Raw genomic sequence first — 22059 nt, 5'->3', positions numbered from 1 at the left:
GATATCAGTTCACCTCAAGTTGAAAGTTGTGTGTCCTTCATCCAATGCGGCTTATTCTTACGCACGCCGTACAGGTTGATGCACGATCGCTTCCGCAGAATATTCGTGCACGAATTCCGTCAGCTCGCGCAGTTTATCCAGCGAGGCCTCCGGGAACAGACCGTGGCCCAGGTTAAAAACAAATCCAGGGGCGTTCAGGCCGTCATCGATAATTTCCTTTGCCTGCGCCTTAATGACGTCCATTGGCGCGGTCAGCACATACGGGTCCAAATTGCCTTGCATTGCAAACTTTCCGCCCGTCCGGCGCCGGCCTTCCGAGATCGATACCCGCCAATCAAGACCAATGGCATCGGCAGCGATATCCGTTAACGTCGGCAGCAGCTCTCCCGAGCTGACGCCAGGAAAATAAATTTTAGGTACATCCAAATCCTGAAGTTCGGTAAAAATACGGGTGATCGTTGGGAGTACATACCGCTGAAAATCTTTTGGAGCGAGCGCGCCCACCCAGCTGTCAAACAGCTGGAACGCCTTGCCTCCACTTTCCACATGGGCCCGCAGGTAGGTGATTACCATATCGCCCAGCTTGTCCATCAGCTTGAACCAAGCTTCCGGATCGCCATACATCATCGCTTTGGTGCGGCTGTAGCTCTTGGACGGCCGCCCTTCGATCAAGTAGCTGGCAATCGTAAACGGCGCGCCGGCAAATGTGATCAGCGGCACATCCAGTTCCTTGTCCAAAATCGCGATCGTCTCCAAAATATGCGATAAATCCTTGTGAACGTCGATAGGCCGAAGCCGCTCAATATCCGCAAGCGTACGGATCGGTTGTTCGATGACCGGACCGATATTTTTGACGATGTCGAATTTGACGCCCAGCGAAGCAACCGGATTCATAATGTCGGAATACAAAATAGCCGCGTCCACGCCAAGCTTACGGACGGGCATCATGGTCACTTCCGCCGCCAGCTCCGGCTGCCGGCAAATTTCCAATAAGCTGTATTTCTCTTTGATTTTCCGGTAATCGGGATCATACCTGCCCGCCTGGCGCATGTACCAAACCGGAAAGCGATCCACCTCCTGCTTCCGCAGGGCCCGGATCAAGCGATCATTGTAAACCAAACCGCACGCCTCCAATACTCGTAGAAACCAAATTTTGATAACAAATCATTAAAGCTACACTATAAACATTCTAATTTACATTATGCCCTACTTAAAAATAAGTAACAACTATCACAACGTGGCGAACCTATGACAATCGGATGAAGATGCTATGAAGAATGCCCCGGACCCGGTTTTCAATGGTGTATACTGGTATAACTCTGATCTGGTTTCTCGCATCCTAGAATCCCAGCGAAAGGAAGTGAAAGCACAATTGAATACCTGGAAGATTAATCTCATTGTGCTTTGGTTCGGGCAGTTTCTGGTCAACGCCGGGATGACGATGATTACACCGTTTCTCTCGCTGTACCTGGCGCGGGATTTGCACGTGCAGGGAGAGCAGGCGATTGGGCTGTGGGCAGGAATGATTTTTGCCGCTAACTTCGCGACTTCGTTTATTTTTCAACCGATATGGGGGAAGCTCGCCGACAAATACGGCCGCAAAATTATGCTGCTGCGCTCCGGCTTCGGCATGGCCATCGTCATTACGTTGATGGGCTTCGCCACCCAACCGTGGCACCTACTTGGCCTGCGGCTCCTGAACGGGACGATCTCCGGCTTTAACCCGGCTTCCGTCGCGTTGATCTCAGGTACGGCGCCGAAGGAGCGGATGGGCTTTGCGATGGGCACGATCCAGTCCGGCAACGTGGCCGGTACGATCCTCGGACCTTTGATTGGCGGGCTTATGGCGGAGCAGATTGGATTTCGGCCGATTTTTTACATTACCGGGGTGCTGCTGTTTATCGCATCCATGCTGGCGCTCCTCTTCGTACGCGAGAAGTTCGACCGGGAGGAGGCGCTGCATACGCCGCAGCCTTCTGTGTTGCAAGGTTTCCTGGAGCTGAACAAAACACCGCAGCTCACCGCGTTGTTCGCCGTAACATTCTTGCTGCAGTTCGCCATGCTGAGCCCGATGTCGCTGCTGCCTCTCTATGTAGAGAAGCTGCATGGACAAACCGCCGATGTGGCATTCTGGGCCGGGTTCGTCAGCGCCGTCACGGGCATTTCCAATATGATTACCTCGCCGGTTCTCGGCAGAATCAGCGACAAGCTGGGGGCCCACCGCATTCTGACCTATTGCCTGATTGGAGCGGCGGCCACGCTGATCCCGCAGGCGTTCGTGCAGACGGTATGGCAGCTGATCGCCGTTCGGTTCCTGATGGGCGTGTTCATGGGCGGATTGCTGCCTAGCGTCAATGCGCTGATCCGCTATTATACCCCGGACGGCATGGAGAGCCGGGCGTTTGGTTTCAACAGCAGCACCCTCGCCCTCGGCAACATGATGGGCTCGCTGATTGGCGGCTTTCTCGCCGGGTACATCGGCATCGAGGGCTTGTTTGTGATCTCCGGCATCCTGCTGCTGATTAATATGCTCTGGGTGCGCGTGAAGCTGTACGCCCGGCCGAAGGTGACGGCGCCGAGGTAAGCTGCAGATTTGCAGGCTGCCTCCCGGCTTATGTTTGAATAATATCGGTTGCCGATCTCTTTGCTCGGGGAAATGAGACAACTAACTGGAAATCCTACTGTTATTTTGAAGCCAAACCGCTGTTTTAGCTTAATTAACTGGAAAAAGTAACGTTATTTCAGGCGGTTTTCCCCAGAAGTGCACATTTCCTCAAAATTAACGGTAGGATTTACTGTTATTTTCTGAATACGAGGAGAATGTTAGAAATTAGCTGTAGGATTTACAGTTAAGCTTCCCACGTAAAAAAAAGCCGGGACATCTCCCGGCTTGACTACTAAATGTAAGATTATTTTCGCACCGTTACATTATACTGCCTGATCTTCTCGGTAATTTGCTTGGCGGCGTCTTCCAGCGCCTGCTTCGGAGCTTTTTGTCCGTTCAGCACTTCCTCAATTGCCGCTTCCACGAATTGCCGCGCTTCCGGGAAGACGCCCATCAACGCACCGGAGGTTGCTGTAGATTCGGTCGACGCATGCAACTGATCTACGGCAGTTTGGAATTGCGGATATTTCACCATATTATCCTTCAGCACCTGCTCGTCGTAAGCCGCCTTCGTAATCGGGAAGTAGCCGGTGTTTACGCTCCATTTCGCCTGCGCAGCCGGGGAGGTTACATATTTGATAAATTCCCAGGCCGCTTTTTGCTGTTCTTCCGATTTGTTGTTCATGATATACAAGCTGGCGCCGCCAATGATCACGCCGCCTTCTTTGGCGCTGGCTGGTCTTGGCAGGAAGGCGGTGCCTACTTCGAATTTGTCGCCAACCGCTCCCACGATGTTACGCAGCGCCGCAGTTGAATTTAGGGTCATGGCCACTTGGCCTGCAGCAAAGGCGGCGTCCGTATCATCGGTTTTGCGGCCCAGATTGGCTACCACCCCATTGTCCACCATCCTTTTCCACCATTCCAGTATGTTCACGCCCGCCTCCGATGCGAGCAGCGACTCGGTGGCATCCCCTTCACGCCCATTGCCGTTATTCACGTAATCGGCATTTTGGCTAGCAAACCACTGCTCGATGAGCCAGGCATAAACGGCGATCGCAGCGCCTGGCTGCCCCTTCTTGGTCAATGCGGTAGCTGCCGCTTCAAACTCCTCGAACGTTTTCGGCGGGTTTTTAGGATCGAGTCCGGCCGCTTTGAAAGCGTCCTTGTTGTAGTAGAGAATCGGGTTGGAAGTATTAAAAGGCATTGCGTTTAATTGGCCGCCGATCGTGTAGTAGCGAATAATGTTAGGCTCTAACTGCGAGAGGTCGTAGCCATCCTCATCAATAAACTTCTGCACCGGCGTGATCGCCTTGGAGTCGATCATAAATTTGCTGCCGATCTCGTACACCTGGATCAGGTCCGGGCCGCTTTTTGAGCCAAGTGAAGCTTTCAACTTATTTAAGCTTTCGTCGTAACTTCCTTGGAATACCGCTTCGACCTCAATATCGGATTGGCTGGCATTGAAATCCGAGACTAGCCCGTTAATCGCCTTCTCCCCAGCCCCCGACATCGAGTGCCACCAGGTTAGATGCACCGGCTTCTTCCCAGAACTGGCGCTGGCCGAATCTTCACCGCGAGTATTGGTTCCCCCTGTTGCCGTGCTGCTTCCTGCGTTATTCGTATTCCCGCCGCATCCGGCTATAACGATCAACAACGCTGCCATGAGCAGCAGAATACTTTTGAAGCGAAAGCTTTTCATTATTCGAATCTCTCCCTCATCAAATGATTTGGATATCCCTTATCCTTTCAGCGCTCCCGCCGCCATCCCGCGAACGAGCTGCTTGAGTCCAAACACCAATAGCAGCAAGGACGGCAGAATGACCAGCGTAATCCCCGCGAATACGAGGTTCCAGGAGGTTGTCTCCTGGAATTCCAGCATGGAGATACCGATCTGCACCGTGCGCATCGATTTGCTGTTTGTGATCAGAAGCGGCCACAGATAACTGTTGTACATGCTCAAAAAAGAGTACACCGCCAACGTTCCAAGCGCCGGTCTAGCCAGCGGAAGCACATGAAACAGGAAGTACCGGACATGCCCGCAACCATCGATCTTCGCAGCCTCGAACAGTTCCTTCGGCAGCTGCAGGAAAAACTGACGAAGCAGAAACGTCCCGAAGGCGGTAGCCAAAAACGGGACGATCAGCCCCTGGTAGCTGTCCAGCCAATTTAAGCTGCGTACGGTTAAATAGTTGGGAATCATCGTCACTTCCCAAGGCACCATCATCGTGGCGACAAACAAGCTGAACATCAGGCCTTTGCCCTTGAACTCCATTTTGGCGAAGGCATAGGCTGCCAGGCTGGAGGTGATCAGTTGACCGACCATCACAATGCCGGAGACCAGGAAGGTATTCCCGATAAACACGGCGATCGGAACGATACGAAGCACCTCGGTGAAGTTGGTCAAATGCAGCGAATGCGGCACCAAATGCGGTGGATAGGCGCTGGCTTCCTGTGGCGTCATCACGGACATAAACAGGCTGTAAACAATCGGATAAAGCACAAGTACGGCGGCAACGGTCATGAACAACAGAACGACAATTTGGCTTAAGGTCAGCTTGTTCATTGATAGTGAACTTTCCTTTCCACCCAATTGAACTGGATCAAGGTCAACAGCAGGATTACCAGGAATAGCAGAAGCGCTTGGGCGCTGCCCGTTCCAAACCGGAAGTTCACGAATGCCTCCTGGTAGATCGTGTAGACGAATACGTTCGTACGGTTCATCGGCCCACCCGATGTCAGAATGTTGATCTGCCCAAACGACTGGAAAGCGCTGATGATGGACACAACCAAGAGGAAAAATAACGTTGGTGACAGGAGCGGCAGCGTAATTTTGCGAAACGTTGTCAGCGGTCCGGCTCCATCGATCTTGGCACTTTCGTACAGCTCGTCGGGAACTCCCTGCATCCCGCTGGACAGGATGATGTAATTAAAGCCCATATTCATCCAAACGGTCATCAGCGACACGGACCACAAAGCCCAGTCAGGACTGATCAGCCAAGGTACCGGACGAATACCGGCCAAACCAAGCAAGTAGTTAAGCATGCCTAATGTAGGGTGAAACAGAAACTTCCAGATGACAGCCGCTGAACCAACGGAGAGCACCAACGGCAGCGAGTAGGCGAACTGGAAAAACCGTCTTCCCCGCCGAAGATGATGCGTTAATGCCGCGAGCACCAAGGCGATCAGCATTCCAGTCGGCACGGTGAATAAGGCAAAGAGCGCCGTCACCTTCATGCCGCTGGCAAACAAGCCGGAAGTAAAAAGGCTAGTAAAATTGTCGAAGCCAACAAATGAGGCGATCCGGCCAGTCGGGTCGGTGCTGTGTAAGCTCAAGTACACCGACTTTAGCAGCGGGTAGAACAAAAATACGCCGAACAGGAGCAGCGATGGAGCTAGAAACGTGTAGGCCAGCGCATGTTCTCGATATTTCTGTTGTCTTAAGGTTGCGGCATGGGCAGGGCGACGAGTCGCAGCAGAGGCAGACGGCACGGAATGGCCCCTAGATGGCAGACTCACCTGGTGATCCAGCTCGCTCATGACGGAAGCCTCCTTTTTTGTGCAGGTTGATGTGGGTTTGTTCGAATTCCTCTGCCAGTGTATAGCTTGGATGTCAGCGGAACGTTAGGCATAGATCAAGGGGGCATCAAAATCGTTATCGCACGGTAAAGAAAACGCAAAAAAGCCGCCTCACGCGCGTTTGCGGTGAAGACGGCTTATAAGACAATGGACTTTTTCATCATGCTTTGGATTCGCTAACGATCAGCCGGAGTGAACCTGTCATGGCGGGCATGGTTCGGTAAGCTCCGTATTTGCGGTCCCATTCCCCGGATTTCAAAGCGTCGGCCAAGTGTTGGACAAGCCGCTCCTCCACGATGGAAGGGGCTAGATGGAATGAATTTGCATGCTTTACGGCTGTTTCACGTCATTGCAGAGACGGGCAGTGTGACGCGCGCTTCGGAGCTATTAAACATCAGCCAGCCGGCCATCTCTACCCAGATCCGAAAGCTGGAAAAAGAGCTGGGGTTGCCCCTGCTGAAAGCACAGGGACGCGGCATCGCCTTAACCGACGTCGGGAACAAGCTGTTTACATACAGCAGACGCCTCTTTGCGGTAGAGCAGCAAATCGAGCAGTTTTTACAAAATTACAAAATGGGGGAGCTGGGTCATATCCGGCTGGCAGCCACCTATTTGCCCGCGCACTTCCTCGTCCCGACCTGGATCGCGAAATTCAAATCGCAATACGAGCATGTGGAGATGAGCATCAACACCACAAATTCGACGGATGCGCTAAAGCAACTGCTGAATTTGGAGGTGGATTTGGCGATCTACGGCGGATTGCCGGAAGCTCACCCCGAATCCGTTTACGCGGAGGAAATGTTCCGGGACGAATTGTGGTTTGTGGTCTCCCCAAAACACCGATATGCGGGACAACGCGTCTCCTTACACGACATGGTCAAGGAACCTTTTGTTATGAGGGAGATCGGCAGCTCGACGCGGGAGCGATTTATGGCGTTATGCCGTACCTACAATGCTCCTGCGCCACGCATCGCCTTGCAGTTTAACGGGTTAAACGAAACCGTCAAAGCCGTGATTGCCGGGTACGGGGCCAGCTTCGTTTCAGCGCTGGTGGTGAGGGAATACGTGGAGCGCGGACAACTGAGCCGCGTCTTCGTTGAAGGCGTGGACCTGATGAATACGATCTCGGTCTATACGCGAAAAAATGAACCGCTGTCTCCAGCGGTTCAACGTTTTGTCGATTTGATCCGTGAGCATCCGCATGGTTGACGCCCGGTATTTTTCATTACAGCCCTTGTTTAACAAACTCATAAAATGTGAGCGCATCCTCCCAGCTGCTGAATCCGGCCTGTGCCAGCTTGTCGCTGCCGCCGCCTTTGCCTCCGTATGCAGAGAGATGCTCCTTGAAGAATGCGCCGCAGGACAGCGAACGGCTGCCGTTATGGGCCAGCACCACCTTCTGCTCGGCTTCCGTTGCCAGCAGGACCGCTGCATCACTATGCGCCGTCAGCTTTTGTGCGAGGATCTGCAAATCCTTCAAGGACTTGTTCGCGAAAATTTGCGCAATGATCCCGCCTTCCCGCTTGGTAAGCAACTCACGAACGGTCATTTCGTCCATCGCTTCTTTTAACGTATCGAACTCCCGTTGCAGTCGCTTCTGCTCGTCCTCCCATTTGTCGAGGCGCTCTAGAATGCTGTCCCGGCCTGTTCTTAATTTGGCGGTGATGGAGCCTAAGATGTGTTGCTGCTCCTGAAACTCTCTTAAGGCTCGGTATCCACATTTGAAAAAGATCCGGACATTCCCTTTCTGCTTCTCGGTCTTCAGCAGCTTAATCATCCCGATCGCGCCGGTCGCCGCCACATGCGTACCTCCGCAACCGTTGTACTCCACATCTTCCATCTCGACGATGCGGACGCGGTCCACCGCCTTCGGCGGCTTCACGAGCGGCAGTCGGGACGCCTCCTCCTGCGTGACAAAGTAGCCGGAGATTTTGTGATTCAAATAGATATGGCGGTTTGCTTCGCGTTCAATGGCTTCCAGCTGTTCCGATGACAGCTCGGGCCGGTCCACATCGATGGTGCAATAATCTTCACCCAGGTGAAAGCTCAAGGTCATCGCCTCATAAAGCTCGCGGCAAACCGCAGATAACAGATGTTGTCCGCTATGCTGCTGCATATGGTCAAACCGGCGGTTCCAGTCGATTTCGCAGCGCACCTGGGCCTCCTCTGGGAAACGCTCCACCTTATGCAGCACCTCATCGCCTTCACTAATCACATCCAGAACAGGAATCCCGCCAATCCTTCCGGTATCGTTGGGCTGTCCGCCCCCATGGGGGTAAAAGGCGCTCTCTTCCAGCACGACGTAAACGCCGTCCTCCCGCTCCAGCTTGTCCTTGACGCGGGTGGTCCAATCGGTTAAATAGGCATCGTCAAAATAAAGTCTTGTCGTCATCACTTGGTTCCCTCTCTTTTAGGTAACGGTCTATAGGATCCTCATCACCAAACTTCTTCCATCTACTATACCGAATTATCGCCGGACTTTACACCATCCCCCACTCATATAATGAGGTGACAGGTAAAGGGAGGGAGCAAGGATGGCACTGAGCAACGGCGAGATCCGGGAAGAAATACAACGATTATCCGAGGAACTGATTCAGCGGCAGGAGCCGGACGGTTCGTGGCGCTTTTGCTTCGAAAACGGCATCACGATTGACGCGTGCACGATCATTCTCCTTCGCACGTTAAATGTCGACAAGGAGGAATTGATCCGACAGCTGCACGATCGCATCGTCGCCGCCCAGCAGCCGGAGGGCTGCTGGCGATGGTATCATGACGACAAGGAGGGCCATTTGTCCGCTACGGTTGAGGCATACTACGCCTTGCTGTGCTCCGGATACAGCCGGCCGGAGGATGAACCGATCCAACGGGCGAAACGATATATCCTGGATCGGGGCGGCATTGGTCAAGCGCGAAGCCTGCTCACCAAAGCCATCCTGGCCGCCACTGGACAAAGAAAATGGCCGGCCTCCTTATCGCTCATCCCCATCGAAATCCTGCTGCTGCCCGAATCGTTACCCCTGAACTTTTATGATTTCTCCGGATATTCGCGAGTTCATCTCGTGCCGCTTCTGATCATGGCCGAGCGAAACTTTCGCACCAGATCGGTGCGGACGCCCGATTTAAGTGAGCTGTTTCTCGACGCCCGCAACGGGGAGGAAGACCCGCTCACGCTAACCCCGGAAAGCCGGGAACCGCTGAAGCTCATCCAATCGGGGCTGGCGCATCTGGTAGGTACACCCCAGCGCATCCGGCAAGCTGCTGTAAACCGAGCCGAGCAATACATGCTGGATCGGATTGAAGGCGACGGGACGCTGTACACGTACGCCAGCTGTACTGTGCTGATGGTGTTCGCCTTGCTGGCGCTGGGATACGAACCGCAGCATCCGGTGATCCAACGTGCGGTTGAAGGGTTATCTCAGATGAAGTTTACGGTGGACAGCACCGGCCAATGGGGAACCCGCTATGTCACGATCCAGAACTCCCCTTCCACCGTTTGGGATACCGCGTTGATCTCCTACGCTTTACAGGAAGCAGGGGTTTCATCTTCCCATCCGGCCATTCAACGGGCCGCCGATTACCTGCGGAGCAGTCAGCATCGCCGCCCCGGCGATTGGCAGATTCATAATCCGGGCATCGTACCCGGCGGCTGGGGTTTCTCGGAGACAAATACGTTCGTCCCTGACGTTGACGACACCACCGCCGCCCTCCGTTCCCTATCTGCCTTACACGGCAGCGAACCTGCGGTCTTAGACGCATGGAACCGCGGGCTCAACTGGGTCTGGTCGATGCAAAATAACGACGGCGGCTGGCCCGCTTTCGAAAAAAACACCAACAAAGAAATGCTCACCTGGCTGGCGATTGAAGGGGCGAAATCCGCAGCCACGGATCCTTCCGAAGCGGACTTGACCGGAAGGACGCTGGAGTATTTGGGTAACTTCGCCAAGCTGAGCGTTCGGCAGGATTGGGTTGCCCGCGGGGCTGACTGGTTGCTGAGCCATCAGGAGGCGGACGGCTCTTGGTATGGTCGCTGGGGGATCTGTTACATCTACGGGACCTGGGCGGCACTCACCGGGCTGATGGCCGTGGGCATGCCCGCCGATCACCCGGGCATCGCCAAGGCGGCTAACTGGCTGATCCGCATCCAAAATGCAGATGGCGGCTGGGGCGAATCATGCCGCAGCGATCAGGTGAGACGGTACGTCCCGCTCCATGCCAGCACGCCGTCCCAAACCGCCTGGGCGTTGGATGCGCTGATCGCCGTCCACGATCGGCGGGCGCCGGAGATCGAGCGAGGCGTTGCCCGGTTGATCGCGCTATTGCATGAGGATGACTGGCCCTCCACTTATCCAACGGGAGCCGGGTTGCCGGGTTATTTTTACGTGCACTATCACAGCTATCGATATATCTGGCCGCTTTTGGCCCTTTCGCATTACGTCAACAAATATGGGGACAGTTCGCCTTAGCGGTGAATCTGTCCCTCACGACACAGGCTGCGAATAAGATAGTTTCCAAGACGTCTTCTGCCAGGTATAATGGCCATAAGACGAAGAACGTCCCGATCCATTTAGATTGATGGAGCCGGGGCGTTTTCTTTTTTTCCTGGGAGGGATGGAATGATGGGAACGGAGATGGCGTTTGAACAAGCGCACGCCGCATTTATTGAGGAGCACCTGAAGCGTAGGACCGGTGAACACAAAGGACGTTTGGAACGCGGGCATCGAGAGGCCGAAAAGCTCTTTTGCCGAAAGGTGTGGTGGGAGGTTCAAGGTAACTTCGAGGGGCTGCACCCGGAGTACGAAGTGTTGGACTGGAGGGGATTGTCCTATTTTTGCGATTTCGTTTGGTTAGCTGGGCCGGTCAAGCTGGTTATTGAAATTAAAGGCTATGGCCCCCATGTCAAAGATATGGACAGGCAAAAGTATTGCTATGAGCTGAACCGGGAAACGTTTTTGGCCGCGATGGGGTTTCAGGTGATTTCTTTCGCCTACGATGATGTCGCCAACCGGCCGGAACTGTGCGTCACCCTGCTTCGTATGGTGCTCAACCGCTACTTGCCGGCCGCTTCCCCAGCCGATCCGCTTACGCTAAGGGAGCGGGAGATTTTGCGCCTAGCCTGCACGCTTGCCCGGCCGCTGCGACCCGTGGATGTTGAGACCCACCTGGGCCTCAATCATCGGACCGCTGTACGTACGCTGCAATCGTTAAGCGCGAAAGGGGTTCTCCTCGCAGTCGCGGGACCGGAAGGAAAGCACGTTACAAAGTACGAACTCCATAAGGATGCGATTTTGCGGTTATAGGGGGAGATTGAGGGGAGTACCCCTCCCTCCCTGCAACTTTCATCACTGGCAGGCCGCCGAAGTATAAAACTGCAAAAGATTTTTGCAGTTTTATGGAGGCGGCAGAAGCGAACAGCCAAGCAGCCAGTTCTTGGATGGAGGGTCTCCTCCCTAGATGGATCACTTCATAAACCACCGAATCACGGCCATGATTATAGAGAACACGACACTGAGCACGATACACGTTACGATCGGGAAGTAGAACCGAAAATTGCCGCGTTCGACCGAAATATCCCCCGGAAGCCGCCCCAGTTGCACAAACCTCCCCAAGAACATCCACAGCAAGCCAATCACGATAAGAACCGCACTGGCAACGATCAGTATTTTCGGAACGTTACTCATGACCTGTCTCCTTTAATGTAAATGCTGTTTTGACCTCATGATACAAACCGTCTGCCGAAAATGCAAACCCGAGGGCTCCTATAAGATTCCCCAAAACATACATATCAACCAGATTTCAAACATAGATATTCTGTAGAAGCAATAGCGCCTATACATCGGAAAGGCAGGGAACAACATGGCGGTTTCTTATATGGATTTCACGTCACCAAACGCACAGTTCACGTTCGACGTCAACCGGAACACGACATTCCGCAAGGATCAACGTAACTTCATCAACACACTATCCATTCAGCAGCTAAATACGCTGGGCAATATGTCGTTATTGGATACCTACCTCGACAAAGGTAACGTCATCGAAATGCATATTCACCAAAACGCCTCGGAGCTGGTGTATTGCATTTCGGGTGAAGTCGTCGTCTCGATCATCAACCCGTTTACCAAAGAACTGAAACACTACCCCACCCGTCCCGGTTGGGCGACCAGCGTCCCGCAAGGCTGGTGGCATTATGACACCGCGACGATGGATGGGACGCGTTTTCTGGCTATTTTTGATCAGCCGATTCCGGAGATCATTCCCGCTTCCGATATGTTGCGGCTAACTCCGCCTGAAGCGTTCGCCCACACCTATTGCCTGGATGTTGAAAAAGTGAGAGCCGCGTTCGCACCGCTGAATCAAACCGTAATCATCGGTCCTCCGCTAGGCTGTCATCAACCGAACCCGCAATTCCAGGCGCAACAGACTTCTGCGTCACATTCCTATCATCCGCCGTATAACCAGGGTTACGGGCTGCGGCCTTACCAGCAAAGCGACGGCAATCCCCGTCGTCCGCAGGTCATTGGCAACGGCTGGGCGCATTTGTACCACGACGGACCCTAAAGGCAGCGGAGAGAACTCCAAGCATTCCATCAAATTTCTTAGTGTGGATAACAAGACCCCCAAGCGAAACTTGGGGGTCTTAATCTTGATATACCCTAGGTTTAGGGGTTCCGGGTTTATCCAATCTTCTCAATACTCACCTGCGTCCGAAGCTCCTCGATCAGCCCGCGCTCGGCCAAATCGTCGGAAAAAGCGGTGGCGCTGCCCGAGGCAACGCCGGCCCGGAACGCCTCCATCAAGTCTCCGCCCAAGGCGAGCATCCCCGTAAATCCGGCGATCATCGAATCGCCGGCACCAACCGAGTTGCGCACCTTGCCGGGTGGGACGTTCGCATGGTAAACCTCGTCGCCGCTGATCAGCAGAGCGCCTTCCCCGGCCATCGAAATCAACACGTGCTGTGCCCCTTCTTCCAGCAGCTTGCGGCCGTAAGCGATCAACTGCTCCCGGGTCTCAATCACGACGCCAAACAGCTCGGCCAGTTCATGATTGTTCGGCTTCACAAGCAGCGGGTGGTACGCCAGCGCCCGGCGCAGCGGTTCACCCGTGGTGTCGATGACGAACTCAGCCCCTTGCTTTTGGCACATCCGGATCAGCTGTTCATAGAAATCACCGGGAAGCGTTGAAGGCAGACTGCCGGCCAAAATGACCAGGTCGCCTTCCCTCAAGATGGACAGCTTCTCCACCAAGGCATTCGCTTCTTCCGCCGTGATAGGCGGCCCTCCGCCGTTAATCTCGGTTTCCTCGCCATGCTTGAGCTTAATATTGATACGGGTCTCTCCGCCGCGAATGCGTACAAAATCGGCAGGAATCCCCTCCTTCTGTAAAGCTGCTTCAATAAAATCACCGGTGAAGCCGCCAAGAAACCCCATAGCGGTCGTGTCCGCCCCAAGCCGCTTTAGAACGCGGGAGACGTTAATACCTTTCCCGCCGGGGTGCTTCAGGTCCCGTTTCATACGATTAAGTCCGCCGAGCTGCAGGTCGTCAACCTCCACGATATAGTCAATGGAAGGATTTAAAGTGAGGGTATAGATCATCATGGGTTTATCCTCCAATTAGGTTTGTGATTTCCGTGATGGGCTTGCGCCAGCGTTCCGGAACCTGCTCCGTAATAAGCGTCGCCCGCTCCAACTCGAACATCTTGGCAAAGGCAATGTTCCCGATTTTGCTGGAATCGGCAAGTACATACGTTAGGGAGGACTGCTCATGAGCGCGGCGTTTTAACGCAGCTTCCTCCGGATCCGGCGTCGTATACCCCGCATCGGGATGAACCCCATTCGCCCCAAGGAAACACCGGTCAAACCGAAAATGTGCCAATTGCTCCAACGCCAGGTGGCCGACTAGGGCTTTCGTGCGTTTTTTGGCCAGACCTCCGAGCAGATAAGCCGGAATGTCCGCCTCCAACAGCGCCTCCACTTGCGGCAAGCCGTTCGTCACGACGGTGATCGATTTCCCTCGCAGATAAGGGATCATGGCCAACGTCGTCGTTCCCGCATCCAGATAAATCGCCTCCCCGCTGCGTACCAAGCCGGACGCCATTTCAGCAATTTGCTGCTTTTGCGGGAGATTGACGGCGGACTTCTCCACCATCCCCGGCTCCAAGCCTCCGGGCATCATCGGGAGCGTCGCACCGCCGTGCACTCTGCGAAGCAGCCCCTGTTCTTCCAAATCGGCTAAATCGCGCCTTACGGTGGATTCGGACGCTTCAAGCAAGACGCAGAGCTCCTGAAGCTTAACGGTGCCTACCTCCTGCAACCGTCCCAGAATCCGGCGATGTCTTTCTTCGGTTAACATCGTTCCCCCTCCCAACTCCAACCATCGTATCATATCCTACGCAAAAATCAATCATATTCTATCATAATCAATCATTTTCAATCAAATTCTATCATCCTTCATCACAAGTTGTGAACGCCGCTTCCGTTCCCCTGCAAATCCGACATATGCAATACCTAGCCCGATCCCCACCATCGTAGCTGCCAACCAAGGGTGGAAGTGAAGCGTCGATACCTGCTGGAACAGCACTCCCCCGGTCCCGGCCCCCGCAGCCAAACCAATATGGGTCATGGACGTATTGATGCTCAGTGCCATACCGGAAGATTCAGGCGAACGTTGAATAAAATAGCTTTGGATCGCCGGCCCGGTCATAAACATGGCTACAACCATCAAACCGATAAAGCCAATCCCAGGAAAAACCGCTCCCGCCGTGAAAGGTAAAACGGTCAAAGCCGCGGTTTGTGCAATTAGCCCTGCCGCAATCGTGCGGGTTGCTCCCCAGCACCTTAAACTGTTGAAAATAAGGTACAGGCGCATCCCCTTCTATAGGTGGCAGCAGCTTGGTAATCAACCAGGCGACTCCGGCGCTGATCAGACCAAGCAACAAGAAGATCGCTTTCCAGTTCAACCAATCGGCGATGGCGATCCCAATCGGAACGCCCAATATCATGGAAAGACTGAAACCCAGAACCAGGGTGCTGATGGCACTTCCGATTTTGTACGGAGCGATGTTTTTGGCAGCCGCCGCAAAGGAAACGACAAGGAACACGCCCGAGCTCGCTCCTAAGATCACGCGCGAGATCATCAGCACGGCGATATTCGGGCTCACCCAAGCCACGAGGCAGCCGGCGATAAAGGCAAGCTGAGCATAGAGAAGCAGCTTTTTGCGATCCCAACGTGACGTGAGGGAAATCAGCAGCGGGGTCCCGATGGCATAAGCCAATGAGAAAACCGTGACCAGTTGCCCGGTAAGGCCTAATGTAATACCAAAATCCCCCGCAATCTGGCTGATCACCCCTGAGACGGTTAGCTCTGAGGTCGCGGTTAGAAAGACGCCAAGCGTTAGCATCCATATCGTTAAGTTTTGGGAACGTAACGACGACGAATTCGGCAATATCTGCTCTGTGCTGCAAATTCTTGGGGCGAAATGGTCGTTTCTTGTCATGTTCGAGCTGTCTAAAGGACCGAAACGGTTCCAGGAACTTCGGCGCGCCTTGTCCATCGTCCGGACGCAGTCATTGACCGACACATTGCGTCATTTGGAGAAGAGCGGCATCGTTCACCGCCAGGTCTTCCCCACCGTCCCCGTCACGGTTGAATATTCACTAACTCCTAAAGGCCTCGATTTCCAGAGTGCGCTGAAGGAGATGGAAAATTGGGCAGCCAGATGGAATAACCCCCCTGTTCAGCACCATGACAACTAAATGTCCGGCGAAAAAAAAATCCCTCGGCGGCAAGCCGAGGGATTTTAGGTTATTCAGGTTATTTCAGCAGCCACAAAGCCGGTACGTTCGGCGGCTCCCAGCCTACTAGGGAAGTATGGGCCTGGCGGCATTCGTAGATCGCCCCGTTGTAACTGACCAATTCCCCTACCGCATAAGCGGTATTGGGGGCCCAAGGCTGCGCAGCGGGGGCTGACGCTGTCGTCACTTGCACCGCGTTGCTGGCTGCCGATTCGTTGCCGGCCGCGTCAATCGCACGAACGGTGAACGTATACGAAGTCGCAGCGCTAAGTCCCGTTACCGTAAAGCTGGTCTGCGTCCCAGGCACAGTGACGGACAAGGTGGATCCGCGATAAATCCGGTAGCCTGTTACACCCACATTGTCACTGGAAGCATTCCACATTAACGTCACGCTGGAGGACGTAGCTGTCCCCATGACATGCAGGTTGCCGGGAGCCGAAGGAGCCTCGGGATCGTTAGCGGCCGGGCTTGTCGTCACCGTCACCGAATTGCTGGGCGAGGAGCTGTTGCCCGCTCCATCCACCGCCCTGACGGTAAACGTGTAGGACGTGTTCGCATTCAGCCCGGTCACGGTATGGCTAAGCGTCGATCCCGATACAGTGGCGACCAGGTTGCTGCCGTTATAAATCCGATAGCCGGTGACGCCAACATTATCACTGGAGGCGTTCCAGCCCAGCGTAACCGAGTTCGAGGTGACCGCCGTAGCCGTCAGACCAGTCGGCGCCGTTGGAGCGGTCGTGTCCCCTGAATTGCCGCCGCCAAAATCCACGTCAATGACGTTGTAGAAGGCATTCGCGGTATCGGCGATCTCCCAAACGGCTAAGATGACATGGTACCCTGTCCGCGCCGGTACGTTGCAAGTATGCGAATACGTAAACGGAGGCTGCACACCGCCATAGTTAACCGTGCAAAACGGTGTCAGATCAAAGGAATTGCGCGTTAACGGGGCATTAGGGTCCCAGCCCGGCTTCGTCATGTAATATTTCCAGTTTGCCGTAGCATGGGGAGCGGTAAATTTCCAGGTGAAGGTGTTCGTACCAGCCGAGATGTTCACTTTGGTCCAGCGGTTAGCCGACTGCTCATCAAGTTTGGGGAAAGCTCCATTTGCGCTGGCGATCTTCCCATCCGCCGGGCCGGAATTGGGGAAGCCCTTGGGCGCTTCCAAGCTTTGAGGCTCGTACACGATCGCACCGCAGTCCGTATTCTGGCCGTTTTTGCACAAGATCGCCCGGCTTGCCGGCCCGTCCACCCAGCCGTGGGCCGAAGCTTGTTCCGATAACAGGATCATTCCGATTCCAGCAATCACCATGACCAACAAAGAAGTAAGCGCCTTCAAAACTAACGATTGTGCTAGCCGTGTTGAAGTCATGCTTGTCCCTCCTTTGAAATTGGAAATGTGCCTTGTGTCTGATCCTTGGCTGTGCATTTCAGATTCTACCTTCTACATACCTTCTGCAGGAACCCTAAACGCCCCCCTTTCTGAAGGAAGTATATATAAACCCCCAAAGGAGCTTATACCGTAAGTTCATTTCGCCGTGAGATCATGAAGGGAATTAACAAGAATAGAAGAGGATGTTAATTATGGGGAATATTGCTGATGTCCAAATTATACACGATTTGCTGCATTTTTGTGAACAATTATTTATTTTTTTGTAAAAAATAGTGCATTCTTGGCAACTTGCCACATCAAAAAACCCGCCATTCCAGCAGGTTCTTGTCTATCTTATGTTTCTTGTCGGATGCCTTATTTCACCATCGCCAGCGCCAGCCCGTCATACGCCGGCAGCAGCGTGCTGATCAGCCGCTCGTCTCGGGCGATCATCTCGTTGAACCTGCGCATCGCCTGCACCGACGGCCCGTTTTTGTCCGGATTTAACGTCCGACCGCGCAGCAGGATATTGTCGCCGGCAATCAGCGCCCCCGGTTTCGCCAGCTTGATCGCATATTCGAGATAGTTCGGGTAGTTTTCCTTATCCGCATCAATCAAAAAGAAATCAAACCGCTCCCCCCGTTGCTCCAAGGTATGCAAGCTGTCTAGCGCGGGGCCTACCATATATTCCACCATCTGCCCGAATCCAGCTTCTTGCAAATTGCTCCGCGCCAGCTCGGCGTTCTCCTCCTTCAGCTCCAGGGACACGAGCCGCCCGTCCGCAGGTAATCCCCGCGCCATGCAGATGCCGCTGTACCCGCCCAGCGCACCGATCTCCAGCACGGATTTGGCTCCAGCCAGCTTAACTAACAGCGTCAGCAGCCGCCCATATCCCGGTGCAATCGACACATCCCGCATCCCATGGTTTGCGATCGATTCGGTCACCCGTTCCAGCACTTCATCCTTGGCATATAATTCATCACCGTATTCTTCCGGTGTCAGCATGGATTAATCTTCCTTTCATCCGTTCATTCCTTAATCGAAGAACCGTTTGTAACTTGTTGGACATTGGCCTATACTGAATTGTATGGTTTTTCCGCTATTCTCACAAGTCTATGCGAAGCTGGAGTGATTGACGTAAATATGGCTGGACCTTTGCAACTGATCGCAACCGCCCCGATGGGCCTGGAAGCCGTGGTGGCGCGTGAATTAAAAGAATTAGGTTATGAAGATACGGCTGTGGAGAACGGCCGGGTGAATTTTACCGGAGATTTGATCGACATTTGCCGTTGCAATTTGTGGCTCAGAACCTCGGACCGCGTCCTCATCAAAATGGGCGAGTTTACTGCCGTCACCTTTGACGAGCTGTTTGAGGGTACCAAAGCACTGCCTTGGCAGGATTTTATCCCGGCCAACGGGGAGTTTCCGGTGGAGGGCCGCTCGCACAAATCGCAGCTCAGCAGTGTGCCGGCGTGTCAGGGGATTGTTAAAAAGGCAATTGTCGAAAAGCTGAAGCAATCCTATCATACCGAGTGGTTCGAAGAAACCGGACCGCGCTACGTGATCGAAGTGAACCTGCTCAACGACAAGGCGCTGCTGACACTGGATACCACCGGTCCGGCGCTGCATAAGCGCGGCTACCGCAAGCACGCGACCGAAGCACCGCTCAAGGAGACGATGGCGGCGGCGATGATCCTGCTCAGCCGCTGGAATCAAAACCCGGTGCGCCCGTTCTACGACCCGTGCTGCGGTTCGGGGACGCTGCCGATCGAGGCGGCGATGATCGGCTGGAACATCGCGCCGGGCTTGCGGCGCACGTTTAACGCCGAGCTTTGGCCGGTTGTACCGCCAGAGCTGTGGCAGCAAGCGCGCGACGAGGCGATTGACGCGGTACGGGATGACGTGCCGCTGAACATCGCAGGCAGCGACATTGACCCGGCCGCGATCGAAATCGCCAAAGCCGCGGCCAAAAGCGCCGGGCTGGCGAACGAAATCCGGTTCGCCTGCATGCCTGCCGCCAAGATCCAGCCGCAGGGCGATTACGGCGTGATGATCACCAACCCGCCTTACGGAGAGCGGATTGGTGAAGAGAAGGAAGTGCGCAAGCTGATCGCCCAGCTTGGGAGAGTGATGGCCGGACTGCCGACATGGTCCTTTTTCGCGCTGACTCCGACCAAGCAGTTCGAGCACGACTTCCAGCGCAAAGCGGACAAGCGCCGCAAGCTGTACAACGGGCGTATCGAATGCCAATATTTGCAGTATCTTGGGCCCCTTCCTCCGCGCCATTAGGTGCAGAGGGAGGGTCTCTCCCTTTTACACCTTTGCAAGGAAAGGAGCTGACATGTCGTCATGCTGCGTTTGACATCTCCTCGCGGTTTCGGCAGTCGATTCAGCATTCGGCTGCAGTACCGCCATTTCGTCTATTTCTTTTTTGTGGCCGCCATCTTCATGAAACTTGTCATTTTGCATAATAATCTGCACGCCCGCTATATCGACATGAACCTGCTGGACGATCTGATCGCCGTCGGTTCCATCCTACTGGCTTCGTTCTGGACGTTGTGGCTGCCCCCGCGTGGCAGAGGGATCGCGTTAGGCGTGCTAAACGTGCTGCTCACCGTACTCATCTTCGCCGATTTGATCTATTACCGCTATTTCGGCGATTTTCTGACCGTGCCCGTCCTGCTGCAGGCCGGACAAGTCGGGGATCTGGGCGGAAGCATTCGCGAGCTGATCCGCGTAGCCGATCTGTGGCTTATCGCCGATTGGGCCGTTTGGGCGGCGTTTAAGGCTGTCCGGCGCTTGATACGCGGTGGCGGAAGCCGCCGTCAATCAGGTTGGCTTCGCAGCTCCGGCGGCTACAACGCCTACACCGGCCTGGGCGGCGGCTCCTTCGCGCCCGTCTCCTTTGGCGGCACCGCCCGCCGCTCGGTCGGCTGGCGCCGATTCAGCCGCCTCTATACGGGGATCGGCGTCTTTGTGCTCGGCTTTGCGCTCACGATGGGGCCCATTCGCTTCTATACCCAAACCTGGGCGGTGGGGCTGTTCGAAAACAACTGGTGGAACGTCTCCTTATACAATGTGACCGGCTTGCTAGGCTTCCATTACTATGATACGAGCCGGTTCCTCAAGGAGCATCTCGGAGGCGTCCAAACGGTCAGCGCCGAGGAGCAGGATGAGATCCGCCAGTGGTTCAGTGAAGCCAGCCAGCGCCGCCATGCGGATAATGACCTGTTTGGGGCGTACGCCGGCAGCAATGTGATCGTCATTCAGGCCGAAGCCTTTATGAATTTCATGATCGGCAAGACCATTGGCGGCCAAGAAATCACGCCGAACTTCAACAAGCTAATGGATGAGAGCCTTTATTTCTCGAATTTCTATCATCAGACGGGTCAAGGGCGCACCTCGGATGCGGACTTCTCCTCCAACAGCTCCCTGCATCCGTTGCCAACAGGCTCGGTTGCTGTCCGTTACCCTAACCATACGTTCGACGTGCTGCCGCAGATTCTGAAGACGCAAGACGGCTATACCGCCGATGCTTTTCATGCGTACGAGGGCAGCTTCTGGAACCGTAACAATATGTATCAAGCGATGGGCTACGACCGGTTTTTCAGCAAAAAAGATTTCCAACTGGACGAGCCCCTGGGCTGGTCGCTGGGGGACAAATCCTTCTTCCGGCAGTCGCTCACGATCATGGCTCAGGAGAAACAGCCCTTTTATTCGTTTATGATCACCTTATCGAGCCATCATCCCTATTCGCTGCCGGCTGCGGTACAGGAACTGGATACCGGTGAGTTCAAAGGCACTATTTTCGGCGATTATTTGCAGGCCGTGCATTACGTGGATGCCGCGCTTGGGGAGTTCGTGGAGGGCCTAAAGCGAGAAGGCTTGTGGGAGCATACGATCTTGGCATTTTACGGGGACCACGACAACTCGATCACCGACAAAGCGGTGTATGAGCAGTTCTTCGGCAAGTCGCTAAGCGATCTCGATATGCACCAAATCATGAATCAGGTGCCGCTGCTCATCCATCTGCCGGACGGCCAGCACGCCGGCGTCTACGAGGAGCCTGCCGGTCAGCTCGACTTGGCGACGTCGCTGCTGCATCTGCTGGGCATATCCTCGGATTCCTACTACATGATGGGGCATAATCTGTTTGCCGGCACCGGAAATGACCACGCGCTGGATCGTTTGGTCGTGCTGCGCTCAGGCGCGTTTACGGACGGCGAGCGGTACTACATTCCGTCCGACGATAACTTGTTCACGAATGGCAGCTGCTACGACTTGACCAGCCGGAACGCTACCGACATCGAGGCATGCCGCGCTCCGCACGAAGAAGCGATGAAGCGCCTGCGCATCTCAGACGAAATCATCACTTCCGATTTGATTGCGACGTTCCGCAAGGAGGATTAAGGGGCCGCGCGGCGAGCAACGCGAGCGAGTGGAATAGCGGTAATATAGGGCGTTATTTCGTCCAATTGTTGATCATATCGCGAAATAGCGCCCTTTTATGGTGTTATTTTCGTGGACAGTTGGCTAAATCGCCATTTGGAGCTATACTACCGTTAGATAGAGCCAAAAAAGTCCGTTATTCTCGGTCAGTTACGTAAATTGGCCGATATAGCGAACTTTTTTACCGTTATCGGGAAGAACGAAATGGAGTGTCGCCAGCGTCGCTCTTTCCCGCTTTAAGGCCTTGGATGATTTATGGATTATCGGTAGGT

General features: G+C 54.4%; 20 protein-coding genes. 8 read left to right on the top strand and 12 right to left on the bottom strand.

The features are described from left to right. Positions 1 to 57: 57 nt before the first annotated feature. Positions 58 to 1119 carry a uroporphyrinogen decarboxylase gene (gene hemE, locus NSQ80_RS07290; protein ID WP_339301954.1) on the bottom strand — a complete coding sequence of 354 codons (1062 nt, stop codon included), beginning with the start codon at positions 1117 to 1119 and terminating at the stop codon, positions 58 to 60. A 253-nt stretch (positions 1120 to 1372) separates the two neighbouring features. Between hemE and NSQ80_RS07285 the strand changes: the two genes are divergently transcribed. Next, positions 1373 to 2584 carry an MFS transporter gene (locus NSQ80_RS07285; protein WP_036643852.1) on the top strand — a complete coding sequence of 404 codons (1212 nt, stop codon included), beginning with the start codon at positions 1373 to 1375 and terminating at the stop codon, positions 2582 to 2584. 325 nt (positions 2585 to 2909) lie between these two features. On the opposite strand, the gene NSQ80_RS07280 is transcribed toward NSQ80_RS07285, so the two are convergent. From NSQ80_RS07280 to NSQ80_RS07270, 3 genes are read right to left on the bottom strand one after another with little or no spacing between them, the layout of a single operon-like run. Next, entirely contained in the window at positions 2910 to 4304 is a 1395-nt protein-coding gene (locus NSQ80_RS07280) for an ABC transporter substrate-binding protein (RefSeq protein WP_339301951.1), read from the bottom strand. Positions 4305 to 4343: 39 nt separating this feature from the next. Further along, the gene (locus tag NSQ80_RS07275) at positions 4344 to 5168 is read right to left on the bottom strand and encodes a carbohydrate ABC transporter permease (protein WP_009222749.1); all 825 of its coding nucleotides are present in this window, start codon (positions 5166 to 5168) and stop codon (positions 4344 to 4346) included. Continuing rightward, positions 5165 to 6142 carry a sugar ABC transporter permease gene (locus tag NSQ80_RS07270; protein ID WP_339301949.1) on the bottom strand — a complete coding sequence of 326 codons (978 nt, stop codon included), beginning with the start codon at positions 6140 to 6142 and terminating at the stop codon, positions 5165 to 5167. Before NSQ80_RS07270 ends, NSQ80_RS07275 begins: the two co-directional genes overlap by 4 nt. A 354-nt stretch (positions 6143 to 6496) precedes the next feature. Between NSQ80_RS07270 and NSQ80_RS07265 the strand changes: the two genes are divergently transcribed. Further along, entirely contained in the window at positions 6497 to 7390 is an 894-nt protein-coding gene (locus NSQ80_RS07265; protein WP_339301948.1) for a LysR family transcriptional regulator, read from the top strand. A 16-nt stretch (positions 7391 to 7406) separates the two neighbouring features. Here the strand turns inward: NSQ80_RS07265 and NSQ80_RS07260 are convergent, their stop codons facing one another. Next, positions 7407 to 8573 carry a DHHA1 domain-containing protein gene (locus NSQ80_RS07260; RefSeq protein ID WP_339301946.1) on the bottom strand — a complete coding sequence of 389 codons (1167 nt, stop codon included), beginning with the start codon at positions 8571 to 8573 and terminating at the stop codon, positions 7407 to 7409. 142 nt (positions 8574 to 8715) lie between these two features. Between NSQ80_RS07260 and shc the strand changes: the two genes are divergently transcribed. Continuing rightward, a complete protein-coding gene (gene shc / locus NSQ80_RS07255; RefSeq protein WP_339301944.1) occupies positions 8716 to 10644 on the top strand; it encodes a squalene--hopene cyclase in 1929 nt (642 codons plus the stop codon). A 150-nt stretch (positions 10645 to 10794) separates the two neighbouring features. Next, complete coding sequence (locus NSQ80_RS07250; protein ID WP_009222743.1) at positions 10795 to 11478, top strand: DUF559 domain-containing protein; 684 nt, start codon at positions 10795 to 10797, stop codon at positions 11476 to 11478. A 159-nt stretch (positions 11479 to 11637) separates the two neighbouring features. On the opposite strand, the gene NSQ80_RS07245 is transcribed toward NSQ80_RS07250, so the two are convergent. Further along, positions 11638 to 11859 (bottom strand): DUF2905 domain-containing protein, encoded by a 222-nt coding sequence (locus tag NSQ80_RS07245; protein ID WP_339301942.1) that lies wholly within the window; start codon positions 11857 to 11859, stop codon positions 11638 to 11640. Positions 11860 to 12034: 175 nt separating this feature from the next. On the opposite strand from NSQ80_RS07245, the gene NSQ80_RS07240 reads away from it, so the two are divergent. Continuing rightward, positions 12035 to 12736, top strand: coding sequence for a cupin domain-containing protein (locus tag NSQ80_RS07240; protein WP_009222741.1), 702 nt, complete (start codon positions 12035 to 12037; stop codon positions 12734 to 12736). A gap of 116 nt (positions 12737 to 12852) precedes the next feature. Here NSQ80_RS07240 and pfkB read toward each other — a convergent pair whose 3' ends face one another. The 4 genes from pfkB to NSQ80_RS07220 all read right to left on the bottom strand — a co-directional run bounded on the left by pfkB (position 12853) and on the right by NSQ80_RS07220 (position 15728). Next, complete coding sequence (gene pfkB, locus NSQ80_RS07235; RefSeq protein WP_339302165.1) at positions 12853 to 13770, bottom strand: 1-phosphofructokinase; 918 nt, start codon at positions 13768 to 13770, stop codon at positions 12853 to 12855. A 7-nt stretch (positions 13771 to 13777) separates the two neighbouring features. Beyond that, positions 13778 to 14527: a DeoR/GlpR family DNA-binding transcription regulator gene (locus NSQ80_RS07230; RefSeq protein WP_323076221.1), complete on the bottom strand. Its 750-nt coding sequence runs from the start codon at positions 14525 to 14527 to the stop codon at positions 13778 to 13780. Positions 14528 to 14608: 81 nt separating this feature from the next. Further along, positions 14609 to 14821 carry a hypothetical protein gene (locus NSQ80_RS07225; protein WP_323076220.1) on the bottom strand — a complete coding sequence of 71 codons (213 nt, stop codon included), beginning with the start codon at positions 14819 to 14821 and terminating at the stop codon, positions 14609 to 14611. 10 nt (positions 14822 to 14831) lie between these two features. Next, positions 14832 to 15728 (bottom strand): MFS transporter, encoded by an 897-nt coding sequence (locus NSQ80_RS07220; protein WP_339301939.1) that lies wholly within the window; start codon positions 15726 to 15728, stop codon positions 14832 to 14834. Between NSQ80_RS07220 and NSQ80_RS07215 the strand changes: the two genes are divergently transcribed. Then, positions 15670 to 15930: a helix-turn-helix domain-containing protein gene (locus NSQ80_RS07215; RefSeq protein ID WP_339301938.1), complete on the top strand. Its 261-nt coding sequence runs from the start codon at positions 15670 to 15672 to the stop codon at positions 15928 to 15930. The genes NSQ80_RS07220 and NSQ80_RS07215 overlap by 59 nt on opposite strands. Positions 15931 to 15988: 58 nt before the next feature. Here NSQ80_RS07215 and NSQ80_RS07210 read toward each other — a convergent pair whose 3' ends face one another. Together NSQ80_RS07210 and NSQ80_RS07205 are read right to left on the bottom strand one after the other, a co-directional pair. Then, on the bottom strand, positions 15989 to 17338 hold the full coding sequence (locus tag NSQ80_RS07210) for a lytic polysaccharide monooxygenase (RefSeq protein ID WP_339301936.1): 1350 nt from the start codon (positions 17336 to 17338) through the stop codon (positions 15989 to 15991). A gap of 375 nt (positions 17339 to 17713) precedes the next feature. Beyond that, positions 17714 to 18343, bottom strand: a complete 630-nt coding sequence (locus NSQ80_RS07205) for an O-methyltransferase (RefSeq protein ID WP_009222735.1) — start codon at positions 18341 to 18343, stop codon at positions 17714 to 17716. 138 nt (positions 18344 to 18481) lie between these two features. Here NSQ80_RS07205 and NSQ80_RS07200 point away from each other — a divergent pair, with 138 nt between their 5' ends. Together NSQ80_RS07200 and NSQ80_RS07195 are read left to right on the top strand one after the other, a co-directional pair. Beyond that, positions 18482 to 19627, top strand: coding sequence for a class I SAM-dependent RNA methyltransferase (locus NSQ80_RS07200; protein WP_323076215.1), 1146 nt, complete (start codon positions 18482 to 18484; stop codon positions 19625 to 19627). A gap of 60 nt (positions 19628 to 19687) precedes the next feature. Further along, complete coding sequence (locus tag NSQ80_RS07195) at positions 19688 to 21748, top strand: LTA synthase family protein (RefSeq protein ID WP_339301934.1); 2061 nt, start codon at positions 19688 to 19690, stop codon at positions 21746 to 21748. Positions 21749 to 22059: the final 311 nt, after the last annotated feature.

It is taken from the genome of Paenibacillus sp. FSL K6-2441 (assembly GCF_037964765.1).
Classification (GTDB): domain Bacteria; phylum Bacillota; class Bacilli; order Paenibacillales; family Paenibacillaceae; genus Fontibacillus; species Fontibacillus phoenicis.
Note: the sequence above shows the minus strand (reverse complement) of the source record. Positions and strands in the feature narration are given on the sequence as shown.

Excerpts from the sequence above, each read along its gene's own strand:
- NSQ80_RS07280 (WP_339301951.1), bottom strand. The coding sequence starts at position 4,304 with ATGAAAAGCTTTCGCTTCAAAAGTATTCTGCTGCTCATGGCAGCGTTG.
- NSQ80_RS07275 (WP_009222749.1), bottom strand. The coding sequence starts at position 5,168 with ATGAACAAGCTGACCTTAAGCCAAATTGTCGTTCTGTTGTTCATGACC.
- NSQ80_RS07270 (WP_339301949.1), bottom strand. The coding sequence starts at position 6,142 with ATGAGCGAGCTGGATCACCAGGTGAGTCTGCCATCTAGGGGCCATTCC.
- NSQ80_RS07265 (WP_339301948.1), top strand. The coding sequence starts at position 6,497 with ATGAATTTGCATGCTTTACGGCTGTTTCACGTCATTGCAGAGACGGGC.
- NSQ80_RS07260 (WP_339301946.1), bottom strand. The coding sequence starts at position 8,573 with ATGACGACAAGACTTTATTTTGACGATGCCTATTTAACCGATTGGACC.
- shc (WP_339301944.1), top strand. The coding sequence starts at position 8,716 with ATGGCACTGAGCAACGGCGAGATCCGGGAAGAAATACAACGATTATCC.
- NSQ80_RS07250 (WP_009222743.1), top strand. The coding sequence starts at position 10,795 with ATGATGGGAACGGAGATGGCGTTTGAACAAGCGCACGCCGCATTTATT.
- NSQ80_RS07245 (WP_339301942.1), bottom strand. The coding sequence starts at position 11,859 with ATGAGTAACGTTCCGAAAATACTGATCGTTGCCAGTGCGGTTCTTATC.
- NSQ80_RS07240 (WP_009222741.1), top strand. The coding sequence starts at position 12,035 with ATGGCGGTTTCTTATATGGATTTCACGTCACCAAACGCACAGTTCACG.
- pfkB (WP_339302165.1), bottom strand. The coding sequence starts at position 13,770 with ATGATCTATACCCTCACTTTAAATCCTTCCATTGACTATATCGTGGAG.
- NSQ80_RS07230 (WP_323076221.1), bottom strand. The coding sequence starts at position 14,527 with ATGTTAACCGAAGAAAGACATCGCCGGATTCTGGGACGGTTGCAGGAG.
- NSQ80_RS07225 (WP_323076220.1), bottom strand. The coding sequence starts at position 14,821 with ATGGCACTGAGCATCAATACGTCCATGACCCATATTGGTTTGGCTGCG.
- NSQ80_RS07215 (WP_339301938.1), top strand. The coding sequence starts at position 15,670 with ATGTTCGAGCTGTCTAAAGGACCGAAACGGTTCCAGGAACTTCGGCGC.
- NSQ80_RS07220 (WP_339301939.1), bottom strand. The coding sequence starts at position 15,728 with ATGGACAAGGCGCGCCGAAGTTCCTGGAACCGTTTCGGTCCTTTAGAC.
- NSQ80_RS07210 (WP_339301936.1), bottom strand. The coding sequence starts at position 17,338 with ATGACTTCAACACGGCTAGCACAATCGTTAGTTTTGAAGGCGCTTACT.
- NSQ80_RS07205 (WP_009222735.1), bottom strand. The coding sequence starts at position 18,343 with ATGCTGACACCGGAAGAATACGGTGATGAATTATATGCCAAGGATGAA.
- NSQ80_RS07200 (WP_323076215.1), top strand. The coding sequence starts at position 18,482 with ATGGCTGGACCTTTGCAACTGATCGCAACCGCCCCGATGGGCCTGGAA.
- NSQ80_RS07195 (WP_339301934.1), top strand. The coding sequence starts at position 19,688 with ATGCTGCGTTTGACATCTCCTCGCGGTTTCGGCAGTCGATTCAGCATT.